At 62.5% G+C, this 13,193-nt stretch carries 13 protein-coding genes; 4 read left to right on the forward strand and 9 right to left on the reverse strand.

The features are described 5' to 3' along the window. The 8 genes from atpG to MKD49_RS13865 form a co-directional block, all read right to left on the reverse strand. On the reverse strand, positions 1 to 873 hold the full coding sequence (atpG, locus tag MKD49_RS13830) for a F0F1 ATP synthase subunit gamma (protein WP_034330979.1): 873 nt from the start codon (positions 871 to 873) through the stop codon (positions 1 to 3). Between the two features lie 30 nt (positions 874 to 903). Then, entirely contained in the window at positions 904 to 2,445 is a 1,542-nt protein-coding gene (atpA, locus tag MKD49_RS13835; protein WP_034330981.1) for a F0F1 ATP synthase subunit alpha, read from the reverse strand. A gap of 45 nt (positions 2,446 to 2,490) precedes the next feature. Then, a complete protein-coding gene (locus tag MKD49_RS13840) occupies positions 2,491 to 3,024 on the reverse strand; it encodes a F0F1 ATP synthase subunit delta (protein WP_034330982.1) in 534 nt (177 codons plus the stop codon). A 1-nt stretch (position 3,025) separates the two neighbouring features. After that, a complete protein-coding gene (locus MKD49_RS13845; RefSeq protein WP_034330984.1) occupies positions 3,026 to 3,496 on the reverse strand; it encodes a F0F1 ATP synthase subunit B in 471 nt (156 codons plus the stop codon). Positions 3,497 to 3,570: 74 nt separating this feature from the next. Then, entirely contained in the window at positions 3,571 to 3,816 is a 246-nt protein-coding gene (gene atpE / locus MKD49_RS13850; protein ID WP_006461334.1) for a F0F1 ATP synthase subunit C, read from the reverse strand. A 76-nt stretch (positions 3,817 to 3,892) separates the two neighbouring features. Then, complete coding sequence (gene atpB / locus MKD49_RS13855) at positions 3,893 to 4,714, reverse strand: F0F1 ATP synthase subunit A (RefSeq protein WP_039783516.1); 822 nt, start codon at positions 4,712 to 4,714, stop codon at positions 3,893 to 3,895. Next, positions 4,711 to 5,055 (reverse strand): ATP synthase subunit I, encoded by a 345-nt coding sequence (locus MKD49_RS13860; protein WP_039783514.1) that lies wholly within the window; start codon positions 5,053 to 5,055, stop codon positions 4,711 to 4,713. The genes atpB and MKD49_RS13860 overlap by 4 nt, the downstream gene beginning before the upstream one ends. Before the next feature lie 603 nt (positions 5,056 to 5,658). After that, a complete protein-coding gene (locus MKD49_RS13865) occupies positions 5,659 to 7,140 on the reverse strand; it encodes an HD domain-containing phosphohydrolase (RefSeq protein WP_252696566.1) in 1,482 nt (493 codons plus the stop codon). Positions 7,141 to 7,348: 208 nt separating this feature from the next. Between MKD49_RS13865 and MKD49_RS13870 the strand changes: the two genes are divergently transcribed. The 4 genes from MKD49_RS13870 (at position 7,349) to rfbD (ending at position 11,450) form a co-directional block, all read left to right on the forward strand. Next, on the forward strand, positions 7,349 to 8,134 hold the full coding sequence (locus tag MKD49_RS13870; RefSeq protein WP_134137050.1) for an alpha/beta fold hydrolase: 786 nt from the start codon (positions 7,349 to 7,351) through the stop codon (positions 8,132 to 8,134). Between the two features lie 240 nt (positions 8,135 to 8,374). Beyond that, complete coding sequence (gene rfbG, locus MKD49_RS13875) at positions 8,375 to 9,451, forward strand: CDP-glucose 4,6-dehydratase (RefSeq protein WP_199725060.1); 1,077 nt, start codon at positions 8,375 to 8,377, stop codon at positions 9,449 to 9,451. Between the two features lie 34 nt (positions 9,452 to 9,485). Continuing rightward, positions 9,486 to 10,496, forward strand: coding sequence for a UDP-glucose 4-epimerase GalE (gene galE / locus MKD49_RS13880; RefSeq protein WP_121040756.1), 1,011 nt, complete (start codon positions 9,486 to 9,488; stop codon positions 10,494 to 10,496). A 3-nt stretch (positions 10,497 to 10,499) separates the two neighbouring features. Next, a complete protein-coding gene (rfbD, locus tag MKD49_RS13885; protein WP_252696567.1) occupies positions 10,500 to 11,450 on the forward strand; it encodes a dTDP-4-dehydrorhamnose reductase in 951 nt (316 codons plus the stop codon). Positions 11,451 to 11,491: 41 nt separating this feature from the next. On the opposite strand, the gene MKD49_RS13890 is transcribed toward rfbD, so the two are convergent. Next, the gene (locus MKD49_RS13890) at positions 11,492 to 13,192 is read right to left on the reverse strand and encodes a hypothetical protein (protein ID WP_252696568.1); all 1,701 of its coding nucleotides are present in this window, start codon (positions 13,190 to 13,192) and stop codon (positions 11,492 to 11,494) included. Position 13,193 lies beyond the last annotated feature (1 nt).

Below are 13,193 nucleotides of genomic sequence, written 5' to 3' on the forward strand. Positions count from 1 at the left end.
TCAGCCGACCGCAGCCGCACCGGCGACGATTTCCGACAGCTCTTTGGTAATGGCGGCCTGGCGAGTCTTGTTGTAGACCAACTTCAACTCACCGATCACGCTACCTGCGTTGTCGCTGGCGGCCTTCATCGCGACCATGCGTGCCGATTGCTCGGAGGCCATGTTCTCGGCGACGGCTTGATAGATCAGCGCTTCGACGTAACGCACCAGCAGTTCGTCCACAACGGATTGCACATCGGGCTCATAGATGTAGTCCCAGGAGTGCGCACCCTCGTCAGCCTTGAGCTTGTCGCTGGTCAGCGGCAGCAGCTGCTGCAGGGTGGCTTCCTGCTTCATCGTGTTGATGAACTTGGTGTACACCAGGTACACCGCGTCCAGCTTGCCTTCCTGGTAAGCGTCGAGCAGCACCTTGACGGGGCCGATCAGCTTTTCCAGGTGCGGCGTATCACCCAGTTGCGTCACGTTGGCGGCCACACGGGCGCCGATGCGATTCAGAAAACCCAAACCCTTGTTGCCAATGGCGACGGTTTCGATGGCCTTGCCCTGGCCTTCCAGTTCACGGAACTTGTTGGTCAACAGACGCAGCGAGTTGGTGTTCATGCCGCCGCACAGGCCCTTGTCGGTCGTGACGACGATGAAACCAACGCGCTTGGCCGTATCCTGCTGGACCATGAACGGGTGCACGTACTCCGGATTGGCCTGCGACAGGTTGGCCGCAATGTTGCGGATCTTGTCGCTGTACGGGCGGGCTGCGTGCATCCGGTCCTGCGCCTTGCGCATTTTGGATGCCGCGACCATTTCCATCGCCTTGGTGATCTTCTTCGTATTTTCTACGCTCTTGATCTTGCCACGTATCTCTTTACCTGTAGCCATGAGTAAGACTCCTTATAGCTTCAGTAAGAATTAGTACGCGCCGGATTTCTTGAAGTCAGCGATGGCGGCTGCCAGGGCTGCCTCAGCATCCTTATCCAGTTGCTTGGTGTCTTCGATCTTCTTCAGCAGGTCAGCGTGGCTGGTCTTCATGAAGTTGTGCAGACCCGACTCGAAGGCCAGGATCTTCTTCACTTCGACGTCGTCCATGTAGCCCTTGTTGACGGCGAACAGGGTGACGGCCATGATCGAGATCGATTGCGGGGTGTACTGAGCCTGCTTCAGCAGTTCGGTCACGCGCGCACCGCGGTCCAGCTGCTTGCGGGTGGCTTCGTCCAGGTCGGAAGCGAACTGCGCAAAGGCAGCCAGTTCACGGTACTGTGCCAGGTCGGTACGGATACCGCCGGACAGGCCCTTGATGACCTTGGTCTGGGCAGCGCCACCGACGCGCGACACCGAGATACCGGCGTTGATCGCAGGACGGATACCGGCGTTGAACAGCGAAGTTTCCAGGAAGATCTGGCCGTCGGTGATCGAGATCACGTTGGTCGGAACGAAGGCGGAAACGTCACCAGCCTGGGTTTCGATGATCGGCAGTGCGGTCAGGGAACCGGTCTGGCCCTTGACTTCGCCGTTGGTGAACTTCTCGACGTAGTCGGCGTTCACGCGGGCAGCACGTTCCAGCAGGCGGCTGTGCAGGTAGAACACGTCGCCAGGGTAAGCTTCACGGCCCGGCGGACGGCGCAGCAGCAGCGAGACCTGACGGTAAGCCACGGCTTGCTTGGACAGATCGTCATACACGATCAGGGCGTCCTGGCCGCGGTCGCGGAAGTATTCGCCCATGGCGCAACCCGAGTAGGCCGACACGTATTGCATCGCTGCCGATTCGGAGGCGGTTGCTGCCACGACGATGGTGTATTCCATCGCGCCGTGGGCTTCCAGTGCGCGCACCACGTTCTTGACCGACGAAGCCTTCTGGCCGATCGCAACGTAGATGCAGGTCATGTTCTGACCCTTTTGATTGATGATGGCGTCGATCGCAACAGCGGTCTTGCCGGTCTGGCGGTCACCAATGATCAGCTCGCGCTGGCCACGGCCGACAGGCACCATGGAGTCGATCGACTTCAGGCCGGTCTGCATCGGCTGCGACACGGACTGACGCGCGATCACGCCCGGGGCGATCTTTTCGATCGGGGCGGTCAGCTTGGCGTTGATCGGACCCTTGCCGTCGATCGGCTGGCCCAGTGCGTTGACCACACGGCCCTTCAGTTCAGGACCGATCGGCACTTCCAGGATGCGGCCGGTGCACTTGACCAGGTCGCCTTCGGAGATGTGTTCGTATTCGCCCAGGATAACGGCGCCCACCGAGTCACGCTCCAGGTTCAGCGCCAGGCCGAAGGTGTTGCCCGGGAATTCCAGCATCTCACCTTGCATCACGTCGGACAGACCATGGATACGGCAGATACCGTCGGACACGGAAATGACCGTGCCCTGATTGCGAATCTCAGCGGTATCGCCAAGGCCTTGGATCCGGCTCTTGATCAGCTCGCTGATTTCAGATGCGTTGAGTTGCATACTAACTCCTAAAAATTGTTCTTTCGCTTAGCCAGCCAGAGGCACTTACGCGGCCAGAGCAGCTTGCAGCTGCTGCAGCTTCGCGCGCACGGAGGTATCGAACACTTCGTCGCCGACCACGACGCGCACACCGCCAATCAGGCTGCTGTCGACCGTCACGGAGGGGTTCAGCTTGCGGCCGAACTTCTTCTCCAGTGCCGAGACCACATCCTTGACCTGGGCATCGCTGAGCTCAAAGGCGCTCACGATGTTGGCATCAGCCGAACCTTCCGCCGTGTTCTTGAGCACGTGGAATTGTTCGGCGATCTGCGGCAGCAGGACCAGGCGGCCGTTGTCGACCAGCGTCTTGACGAAATTCTGCGCCTCGACGGACAGCGGGGTCTTCAGGGCAGCGGCAAACACTTCTGCCAGCTTGTCATGCGATACGGAAGGGTTCTGCGCCAGGGCCTGCACCTCGGGATGCGCCGCCACCTGGGCCATCTCGTCGACGAGATCGGACCAGGCTGCCAGGCTGCCTGCCTTGGCCACACGGAACAAGGCTTCGGCGTAAGGACGAGCGATCGTTGCGAGTTCGGCCATATTACAGCTCTGTCTTCAGTTGATTCAGCAAGTCGGCGTGAGCAGCCGCATTCACTTCGCGCTTGAGGATCTGTTCCGCGCCCTTGACGGCGAGCGTTGCGACCTGGCCGCGCAGTTCTTCACGTGCCTGGTTCACTTGCTGTTGAGCGTCGGCACGGGCAGCGGCGATGATGCGGGCAGCTTCTTCAGCGGCCGTCTTCTTGGCTTCTTCGATGATCAGCTGAGCGCGCTTTTCGGCTTCGCCGATGCGCTTCTGGCCTTCATCACGTGCCGATGCCAGTTCGCCCTGGATACGCTTTTCGGCGGCGGCCAGATCGGCCTTACCGCGGTCAGCGGCTGCCAGCCCGTCCGCAATCTTCTTGGCGCGTTCATCGAGCGCCTTAATCAACGGCGGCCACACGAATTTCATCGTGAAGCCGGCGAGGATGAAGAAGACCACGAACTGTGCAATCAATGTTGCATTTAAGTTCACGGTAATTTCCTTCTCAGAATAACGAGTGCCGGAACCAATCGTCCGGCAGATGAGAATCGGCTATGAAGCGCGAATTACTTGGCGATGAACGGATTTGCGAATGCGAACAGCATGGCGATACCAACGCCGATCAGGAAGGCCGCGTCGATCAGGCCAGCCAGCAGGAACATCTTGGTTTGCAGGGTGTTCATCAGTTCAGGCTGACGTGCGGATGCTTCGAGGTACTTACCGCCCATGATCGCGATACCGATACAAGCGCCGATAGCACCCAGGCCAATGATCAAACCGCAAGCCAGAGCAACGAAAGAGACATCAGTCATGACAATTCCTTAAGAAAAGTTAAATTAAATACAAAACCAAAAAACAAACTGAAAAACAGGTACTGCAAGCCTTGTGTTAGTGCGCTTCGTGCGCCTGGCCCAGGTAAACCAGTGTCAACATCATGAAGATGAATGCTTGGAGCAACACGATCAGGATGTGGAAAATTGCCCAGATAGAACCGGCGATCACATGGCCGATGAAGCCGAATGCGGTCGCGGTCGATCCCAGCAATGCGATCAGCAGGAACAACAGTTCGCCTGCATACATGTTGCCGAACAGTCGCATGCCCAGGGACACGGTCTTGGCGGCGAATTCGATGATGTTCAGCAGCAGGTTGAACGGCGCCAGCCAGATGCCGAAGGGTGCTGCAAACAGTTCGTGGATGAAGCCGCCTGCGCCCTTGATCTTGACGCTGTAATACAGCATCAGGGCCAGCACGCCCAGGGCGATGCCCAGGGTGCCGTTGAGGTCGGCGGTGGGGACGATGCGGTGATGCATTTCACCCAGGCCGAACAGGCCCAGGATGCCGGAAGCCAGATCCACCGGCAGGAAGTCCAGCGAGTTCATCAGGGCCACCCAGACGAACACGGTCAGGGCCACCGGGGCGATGAAGGTACGGTCGCCGTGGACGATGGCCTTGGACTGGTCTTCCACCATTTCGACGACCATCTCGACGAAGGCCTGGAAGCGGCCCGGCACGCCCGAGGTCGCCTTGCGGGCAGCCAGGAACATGAAGAAGCAGGCGATCACGCCGCAGAACACGGACCAGAAGATGGTGTCCACGTTCAGGATGGAGAAATCGACGATCTTGGTCTGGTGCTGCGTGGAGAGGTGTCCGAGGTGGTGGACGATATATTCAGAGGCTGTCGGCGCGTGCTCTGCGGCTTCTACGGTCATGGTCGGTGTCTAAACAGTAAAATGAAATAACTCTTAAGCACCACGATGAAGCTCAGCAAAAATGCGAGCCAGTGAACACCGTGGTACAACCAAACGATCGCGCCCATGAGCGCAAAAGTCGTAGCAATCTTGATAAATTCCCCGAAGAAAAACGTCATCGGGTTGGTACCACCGGGTTTCTGCGCACTGACATGAAGTCGCAGTGCAAACAGGGCATTGGGAACGACACAGCAGACGCCTCCCAACAATGCGGACCAAAGCGCCGGAAGTCCGCCCAGCATCCCCGCCACCAGGGCAGCAATGACCGTGGTGAGGAGCTGCAAGAGAATGATGCGCAGCATATCTATCCAATATCGTGCATGCGCCGCACCCTTTACGAGCAGACGGCAGCTTAAAAGCCCGGCGATTATAAAGGTTCGTTTTCCGGTAAGTCAAACCTTTTGCAGCCAGATCAAGGGCTTATCTGGGGCACTTCGCGGCGAGTTGTGGCAAATAAGCAGCCACTTCGATTTTTTGCAGTGCAGCACAAAAACGCCATGGCGCGTGTTTTGTCCCCTGCCCGCTTTTTGCTCCCGACGGATCTCCCCTTCTTGTCCGTTTGTTCAGATTTATGCATCTCGCAGTGAATTTGCAGAAATGCATGCACAAAAGCCGGAAAAACGCGCCGGTTTTTGAAACAGCGCTCAATTTAATCAAAAACGCCCCTCGACGCCAGAGAAATATCCCGCAAATTCAATGATTTACGGAAATTTCCGGGGCGCTCGCAAACGTTTACGCAAGGCGCTGACATTTTGTCAGGAAATCGGGAGAGGTCGGACGACCGGGCTCGCTTTCAGGGACGCATGTTGCAGCACAGCGCCGCCCCGCAAAAAAGTGAGCCCGCTCACCAGACCGGTGCAGTGGTCGGACCGTTGATGCCGTAGAAATACGGCATCGGATCAAGATCAGATCAAGCCCAGGTGCAGCCCCTTGAGGGTGGCGGCAGCCCGCGTGGAGCACTGCAGTTTGCGGAAGATGCTCTCGACGTGGGTGCGTACGGTGGAGGGACTGATCTGCATGGTACGGGCGGCTTCCTTGTTGCTCTCGCCCAGGCTGATGCGGCGCAGCACCTCGACCTCGCGCTCGGAGAGCAAGCCCTTGCGGACCGGGAGCGGAACACCCTCTCCTGCCGCTGCGGCCAGCACCCAGCGCACCGCCTCCGGATCAACGCGGCCAAGGCGGGCCTGCTCCTGCAGCACCTCCCCGGCGGCCTGCGGCGCATACGCCTCGCGCCAGGGACGGCGGGCGCACAGCGCGGCCTGAACCGACGCGGCCGCCAGGAGTCGGGCTGGCAATCCCAGCATGTCGGCGTCCAGCCCCCGGAAATAACCGCTGCCATCCAGACGTTCATATAGTTGCGAGGCCAGCGCGGCCTCATGACGCAGGTCGGGGATCAGCGCGCCGGCACGGGCGGTCCAGTAGGGTGCGAGGCGAATGCGCTCCCAGTCAGCCTGACCCGGACGGCCCTCGCGCTCCCAGATCGTATTGGAAACCGAAGCACGCCCGATGCCATGGATCAAGGCGGCCCGTGCCAGCCGTTCCTGTTGCTCCACAGGCAGGCCCGCCAGCACGGCTGCCCGCTGCACCAGTTCGCTGACGCGCCTGGAGTAGCCGGTCAACCACGGCAGCTTCAGTTCGATCAGGTCGGCCACGATGCTCAGGGGAACGGCGTGCATGGGCAGGTCCACCGGTTTCGCTGCCGCATCGGCCTCCTCGTCCAGCGCCGCCAGCCAGTCTGCCGCCTGCGGCAGGACGCGGCTGACCAGCTCGGCCGGATACTTGATGCCGCCGTTGCGCTGCACCGCCTCCAGGGCGAACGGGATATCGTGCGACCGTGCATGAATCTCCAGATCCCCTGCCAGGCTGGTGTAATAGACCACGGCGGGCACGGCCGCGCCCTGCAGCCGCTGCGGCACGCCGCTGCCATCGTAGTGTTCCCAGACATGGCGCAGTCCGGTCTCGACCCCGCCCGGCAAACCCAGCATGCCGGCCACGTCGCCCGCCACTTCACAGTGGATGCGGGCCAGCGGCTCGACCGTCGCAAAGTTCAGGGGATGCCCCTCGGGCAAGGCTTGCCGCAGCATGGCCTCGCGTCCGCCCACATCGTCACCCAGCAGGCTGGCAAAGCCCGCCGCATTGGCGGTGCAGCCGGACCAGCGCAGCCAGGCCACCAGCTGCGCCTGCTGGATCAGGTCGGCCGAGGCACCGTCCAGCGCGGCAATGCGGGCGGCCAGGACAGCGCACCGGCGGGACTGGTGCGGCGGCTGGCCCATGCTGAGGTCGCCGACCAGTGCCAGAACCTGCACGGCAGTGCCGGCGGCGACCAGGTGGGCGGCGGGTAGCGCGGACGTGCCGGCGTCGGGAAGGGGGGAAGCGTCGGGAGGCATCCCGACACTGTAGCGGCAAGCATCCACCGGCCGCAATCAACTCTTCGGTTAATGGGCAGGCCGGTGGCAACCGGCCACAATCGCAGCGCCTTGCCGCACGCTGGCCGGGGTCGGTCAATTGACCGATACCGGCAGCGCAGCGGCATTTCTATACTGGCCTCACTGCAACACACCCCTAGCCCACGCACTCTTTGAACAGGAGAACACCATGAAATCCGCTTTCCCCCGCTTCAGCTTCAAGACCACTCTCGGCATGCTGGCTCTCGCCGCCGCCTTCACCGGCAGCAGCGCGATCGCCGCCGATGCCTCGGACAAGCCGTCGGTCGTGATCGTCCACGGTGCCTTTGCCGATGGCTCCGACTGGGCCAAGGTCATCCCGCTGCTGCAAGCCAAGGGCATCAAGGTCACCGCGGTGCAGAATCCGCTGACCTCGCTGGCCGACGACGTCGCCGCCGCCAAGCGCGCCATCGACAACCAGCCGGGCAAGGTGGTGCTGGTCGGCCACTCCTGGGGTGGCACCGTGATCACCGAGGCCGGCAATCATGAGAAGGTCGCCAGCCTGGTCTATGTCGCGGCCTTCGCACCGGACGCCGGCCAGGCCACGGGCGACCTCGGCAAGGACCTGCCGGTACCGCCGGGCATCGCCAAGCTGTCGGTGGACAAGGCCGGTTTCGCCAGCCTGCCGCCGGCCGCGCTGGCCGCTGATTTCGCCCAGGACGTGCCGGCCAGGCAGGCCGCCGTGATGGCCGCAACCCAAGGTCCGATCGCCATGAAGGCCTTCGGCGACAAGGTCGAGACCGCCGCCTGGAAGACTCGTCCCAGCTGGTACATCGTCAGCACCAAGGACCGCATGATCCAGCCCGCACTGGAGCGCAGCTTTGCCAAGCAGATCAACGCAAAGACGACCGAGCTGGCCGCCAGCCACGTGCCGCAGCAATCGCGTCCGGCTGACGTAGCCAAGGTGATTCTGGAAGCCGTGGCCGCGACCAAGTAAGCCGCCCTCCTCAGCAAAGTTCGCCGCCGGCCCGCGCCGGCGGCGCATCTCTCATTCCCTTTCCTCCTCTTCCGCCGCTGCGCAACGGCGGGAATGAAAGAAGAAAGCCTGCCTGCTTCACTCTTGCCCGGCCGCCACGCCATGGTCTAATAGGGGCCTCGTCGACACCAACGCTGCTGCGCACATGCATTCGTCCGGGTGATCTCGGCGATATTCCTCTCCCGCATTCGAGGCTGCATGATGTCGAACTTCTGGCGTGACAAACGTGTTTTCATTACCGGGCACACCGGATTCAAGGGTGGCTGGCTGAGCCTGTGGCTGCACATGATGGGCGCGAAGGTCAGCGGCTATTCGTTGCCTGCACCGACCCATCCCAGCCTGTTTGAACTGGCCCGGCTGCACGACTGCGTGCAGACCACCACCGGCGATGTGCGCGACCCGGTGCATCTGGCGCAGACCATGGCAGCCGTGCAGCCTGACGTGGTGTTTCATCTTGCGGCCCAGGCGCTGGTGCGGGACTCCTATGCCAACCCGGTGGACAACTACGCGACCAATGTCATGGGCACCGTGCACGTGCTGGAAGCCGTACGGCACACCCCCAGCGTGCGATCCGTGGTGGTGGTCACCAGCGACAAATGCTATGAGAACCGTGAATGGCTGTGGGGCTACCGCGAAGACGATCCCATGGGCGGGCATGATCCCTACAGCAGCAGCAAGGGCATCGCCGAACTGGTGACCTCGGCCTATCGCCGCTCCTTCTTTGGCGAGCGCGATGCGGGCCGCGCCGCAATCGCCAGCGTGCGGGCCGGCAATGTGATCGGCGGCGGCGACTTCGCCGCAGATCGCCTGATCCCCGATGTCATCCGCGCCCTGCAAGCGCAGACGCCGCTGAACATTCGCCACCCTGGCGCAATCCGTCCCTGGCAATTCGTGCTGGAACCGCTGTCAGGCTATCTGAAGATTGCGCAACTCCTTTACGAAGAAGGCCCGCGCCATGCGGAAGCCTGGAATTTCGGCCCGGCCGATGCCGATCCCCGCAACGTCGGCCAGCTCTGCGAGAGCTTCAACAAGGCGCTTCGGCAACACGACATCGCGCCGCTGGACATCCGTGTTGAATCCCAAGCCCATGCCCCGCATGAAGCCCATCTGCTGCGGCTGGATATCTCCAAGGCGCGCCAGCGCCTGAACTGGACGCCCAAACTGGAATTGACCGTCGCGCTGCAGATGACCGCGCGCTGGTACGCCGCCTACCTGAACAACGATGACCTGCGCACCCTGACCGAAGAACAGATTGGGTTTTACCAGACTCTGACATAATCACGCTGTTGCCAACTTACCAAGAGAAGCTCACATGAACATCCTCGTCACCGGCGGTGCCGGCTACATTGGTTCCCATACCTGCGTGGAATTGCTCAAGGCAGGCCACGAAGTGATCGTCTTCGACAATTTCTGCAACAGCAGCCCGGAGTCGGTGGCGAGAGTGCAGCAGATCACCGGCCGTTCACTGGCGCTGGTCAAGGGGGACATTCGCAACCGCGATCAGCTGGAAAGCGTGCTGCGCGAGTTCAAATGCGACGCGGTCATCCATTTCGCCGGCCTGAAAGCCGTGGGCGAGTCGGTGGAAAAGCCGCTCATGTACTACGACAACAACGTGGTCGGCACCGTGCGCCTGCTGGAGGCCATGGAAGCCACGGGCGTGAAGACCATCGTCTTCTCCTCCTCGGCGACGGTCTACGGCGACCCGCAATACCTGCCGCTGACGGAATCCCACCCGCTGTCGGCCAGCAATCCGTATGGCCGCAGCAAGATCGTCATCGAAGACATGCTGCGCGATTACCATCGCGCCCATCCGGACTGGAAGATCGCCCTGCTGCGCTACTTCAACCCGGTCGGCGCGCACGAGAGCGGCATGATCGGCGAAGATCCGGGTGGCATCCCCAACAACCTGATGCCCTATGTCGCCCAGGTCGCCGTGGGCCGCCGTGAAAAACTGAGCATCTGGGGCGGCGATTATCCGACCCCGGATGGCACCGGCGTGCGCGACTTCATTCACGTGGTCGACCTGGCGACCGGCCACCTGGCCGCGCTGCAGGCACTGACCGAACCACAATGCTTCGCGGTCAATCTCGGCACCGGCAATGGCTACAGCGTGCTGGATGTGGTCAAGGCCTATGAAAAGGCCGCCGGCAAACCCATCCCCTACACCATCGCCGCGCGGCGTCCGGGCGATATCGCCTCCTGTTATGCCGATCCGGCGGAAGCGCGCCGCAAGCTGGGCTGGGAAGCCAGGCTGGGACTGGACGCCATGTGCGCCGACTCGTGGCGCTGGCAGCAGAACAATCCGAACGGCTTCAAGCCCTGAGCCATGAAACCCATGCGCATCCTGCTCACCGGCAGCAGCGGCCAGGTCGGCAGTGAATTCCTGCGCCGCCTGCGTGCCATGCCGGCCGGCCTCGATGTGATCGCGCCCGTGCGCGGGCAACTCGACCTCACCGACGCGGATGCGCTGCGCACGGCGGTACGCGAAGCCCGGCCCGATCTGATCATCCACCCGGCCGCCTATACGGCGGTGGTCAAGGCCGAGTCCGAACCGGAGCTGGCGCGTCGCATCAACACCGACGCGCCAGCCCTCCTGGCGCAGGAGGCCGCGCGGCTGGGGGCTGCCCTGATCCACTTCTCCACCGATTACGTGTTCGACGGACAGCACCCCGGTGCCTATACGGAAGACATGCCGACCCATCCGCTGAATGTCTACGGTGCCAGCAAGCGTGACGGCGAACTGGCCATCGCCGCCAGCGGCGCAGCCCACTGGATCTTGCGGACCAGCTGGGTCTACAACCGCACGGGCAACAATTTCATGAAGACGGCCATTCGCCTGGCCCAGCAGAAGGAAAGCTATACCATCGTGGGCGACCAGTTCGGGGCACCGACCTGGGCCTCCACCATTGCGGCGGTCTGCTGCCGCATGCTGGCCGGGACCGACGGCGGGCGCGAGAAAGTTGCGGCCACCAGCGGCATCTATCACCTCACCGCGCAGGGAGCCACGTCGTGGCATCGCTATGCGCAACTGGTGGCGCGCGAGCTGGTGGCACGTGGCGTCCCGGTCAGGCTCAAGGGACTGCACCAGATCACCCCGGTACCGACCTCTTCCTACCCCACGCCGCCCGAGCGTCCGCTCAATTCACGGCTGGATTGCAGCAAGCTGGAACAGCGCTTCGGCATCACCCTGCCCGCATGGGATGAGGACGCCACGGCCTGCCTGCAGCAGATCATCGACCACTACCAGCTCGATCAGGGCAAGCTGCTCCCTGACTGAAGACGCAGGCGGTATCGGCGGCCGGGCCGTGATGAACCTGGTCAGTGGCTGGGGACGTACTTGGTCTGGTCGCCACGGGTGATGAGATTGAGCTGTCCAAAGAAACGCATGTAGCCCGGATCACCGTAGCGTGCGCGCAGTTCGCGCAGGAGCAGGTAGCTGCCCAGGCGTTCAGCGCAGAAGGCCCACGCGCGGGATTGATAGCCTTCGCGGCGGGTGTCGTAGTGCTGGACGCAATACCAGGTCACGGCTTCGATCTGCTCCACGGTGCGCAGCCAGAAATCGGCGGGAAACACGCCCATCTCGATGCCGCCCATGAAGAAGGTCTTCTCGTTGAAGAACAGCTCGGCTTCGCTGCGTGCGAAGACCCCCAGCTCGGTTGCGGCAGCCGCATAGCGCAACAGATCCTCGGCGTGATGCGAGACCGCGTAATGCGACAGATAGCCGGCATCCCGGCCGCTCACCTTGAACCCGCAGGTCTTGCCAACCAGGAATTCCTGCTCGCCCGGCTCCATCATCTGCTCCAGCGACAGCCGTGCGAATTCCTTGTCGGAGACCACGTCCATCATCCAGTTGTCTTCAGCAGGCACGCCGCTGATGCGCTCGCGCGAAATGAACTTGCGGTACAGGCAAACGCCCACGCGCTTGACGTGGGGGTAGTCGCGCAGGATCAGGTTGCGCAAGGCAAAGTTGCCGAGCATGCCGGCCACGATGGGGTGATAAGGGACCCATTGGGGTGCCAGGTCGCGCAGGTTGAGCGCGCCCTCATGCTGGGCCTCGCCGAGGTAGATCGGCAGCACATGATCGGGGAATTTCACCGGCAACGGTACGTGGGTCATGCAGCCAAACACCAGCTCGCCACGCGCGGCCTGGGCCGCCGCGTTATCGGGCTGCGCCAGCGTGCGCGGTGCCAGCGTCAGCGATGGAGATGACGCAGCGGCGAGCGGTGCCGACAGCGGCGCAGGCGGCCGGGCCGGCGCGCCACGCAACTGTCCGCAGCGCAAGCTGAAACGCTGCAGATCAGCGGCGTCACCGCTGGCCGCATAGGCGTTGCGCAAGGCTTCCAGTTCCGCCAGGTCGGCAGCTGCCACGGGCAGGGCAGCCGGCATCAGCGCCGGCGGGCAATGCCATACGCGCAGTTGCTGGTCCAGTCCCAGCACCAGGGAGCCCAGGCGTGCCGCCAGCAGCGACCGTCCGGACTCGCCGGATACTGCCTGGCGCTGCAGTGCCGCGCGCAACTCACCCGGCTCCTGCTCGGCCATCTGGAACAGGCGTTCGGCCAGATCAAACCAGGTTTGCCAGAACGCCGGCTTGGCCGCGATGAAACCGTGCGGCACATTGTTCTGCCACTGCGGCACGAAATGCAGCGGGTCCAGTTGCAAGCCCAGCGCCTGCAGGAAACGCTTGGCCAGCGCGGTGAAACCCTCCAGGTGCTGCTCCGCCTGCAGCAGCAGGTTGAGCTGGCCACAGGCCTCCAGCGGATGCGGCATGAAGGTCCAGGCGGCGGCTTGCGGATTCGCCTCGATCAGACTGCGCACGCCAGCCGCATCCAGACCGGTCTGGCCGAGAAATGCCGACGTGACGAAGGCATAGCAAGCCTCACCATCGATAGCCTGTTCATGAAAAAAGCGGCGCATGGCCAACAGATCGCCCCAAGCGTCAGGCGCAGGGGTGAGCACGTGCTGGAAGCCTGGCGCTACCGGGACGGTCGACGGAGCGAGCTGCAACAGATGAATATGCATG

The organism is Herbaspirillum sp. WGmk3 (assembly GCF_023952535.1).
Lineage (GTDB): Bacteria > Pseudomonadota > Gammaproteobacteria > Burkholderiales > Burkholderiaceae_D > Herbaspirillum > Herbaspirillum huttiense.

Coding starts and splice junctions, on each gene's coding strand:
- rfbG (WP_199725060.1), top strand. CDS start 8,375: ATGTCGAACTTCTGGCGTGACAAACGTGTTTTCATTACCGGGCACACC.
- atpB (WP_039783516.1), bottom strand. CDS start 4,714: ATGACCGTAGAAGCCGCAGAGCACGCGCCGACAGCCTCTGAATATATC.
- atpE (WP_006461334.1), bottom strand. CDS start 3,816: ATGACTGATGTCTCTTTCGTTGCTCTGGCTTGCGGTTTGATCATTGGC.
- MKD49_RS13870 (WP_134137050.1), top strand. CDS start 7,349: ATGAAATCCGCTTTCCCCCGCTTCAGCTTCAAGACCACTCTCGGCATG.
- MKD49_RS13860 (WP_039783514.1), bottom strand. CDS start 5,055: ATGCTGCGCATCATTCTCTTGCAGCTCCTCACCACGGTCATTGCTGCC.
- MKD49_RS13865 (WP_252696566.1), bottom strand. CDS start 7,140: ATGCCTCCCGACGCTTCCCCCCTTCCCGACGCCGGCACGTCCGCGCTA.
- atpG (WP_034330979.1), bottom strand. CDS start 873: ATGGCTACAGGTAAAGAGATACGTGGCAAGATCAAGAGCGTAGAAAAT.
- atpA (WP_034330981.1), bottom strand. CDS start 2,445: ATGCAACTCAACGCATCTGAAATCAGCGAGCTGATCAAGAGCCGGATC.
- galE (WP_121040756.1), top strand. CDS start 9,486: ATGAACATCCTCGTCACCGGCGGTGCCGGCTACATTGGTTCCCATACC.
- rfbD (WP_252696567.1), top strand. CDS start 10,500: ATGAAACCCATGCGCATCCTGCTCACCGGCAGCAGCGGCCAGGTCGGC.
- MKD49_RS13890 (WP_252696568.1), bottom strand. CDS start 13,192: ATGCATATTCATCTGTTGCAGCTCGCTCCGTCGACCGTCCCGGTAGCG.
- MKD49_RS13840 (WP_034330982.1), bottom strand. CDS start 3,024: ATGGCCGAACTCGCAACGATCGCTCGTCCTTACGCCGAAGCCTTGTTC.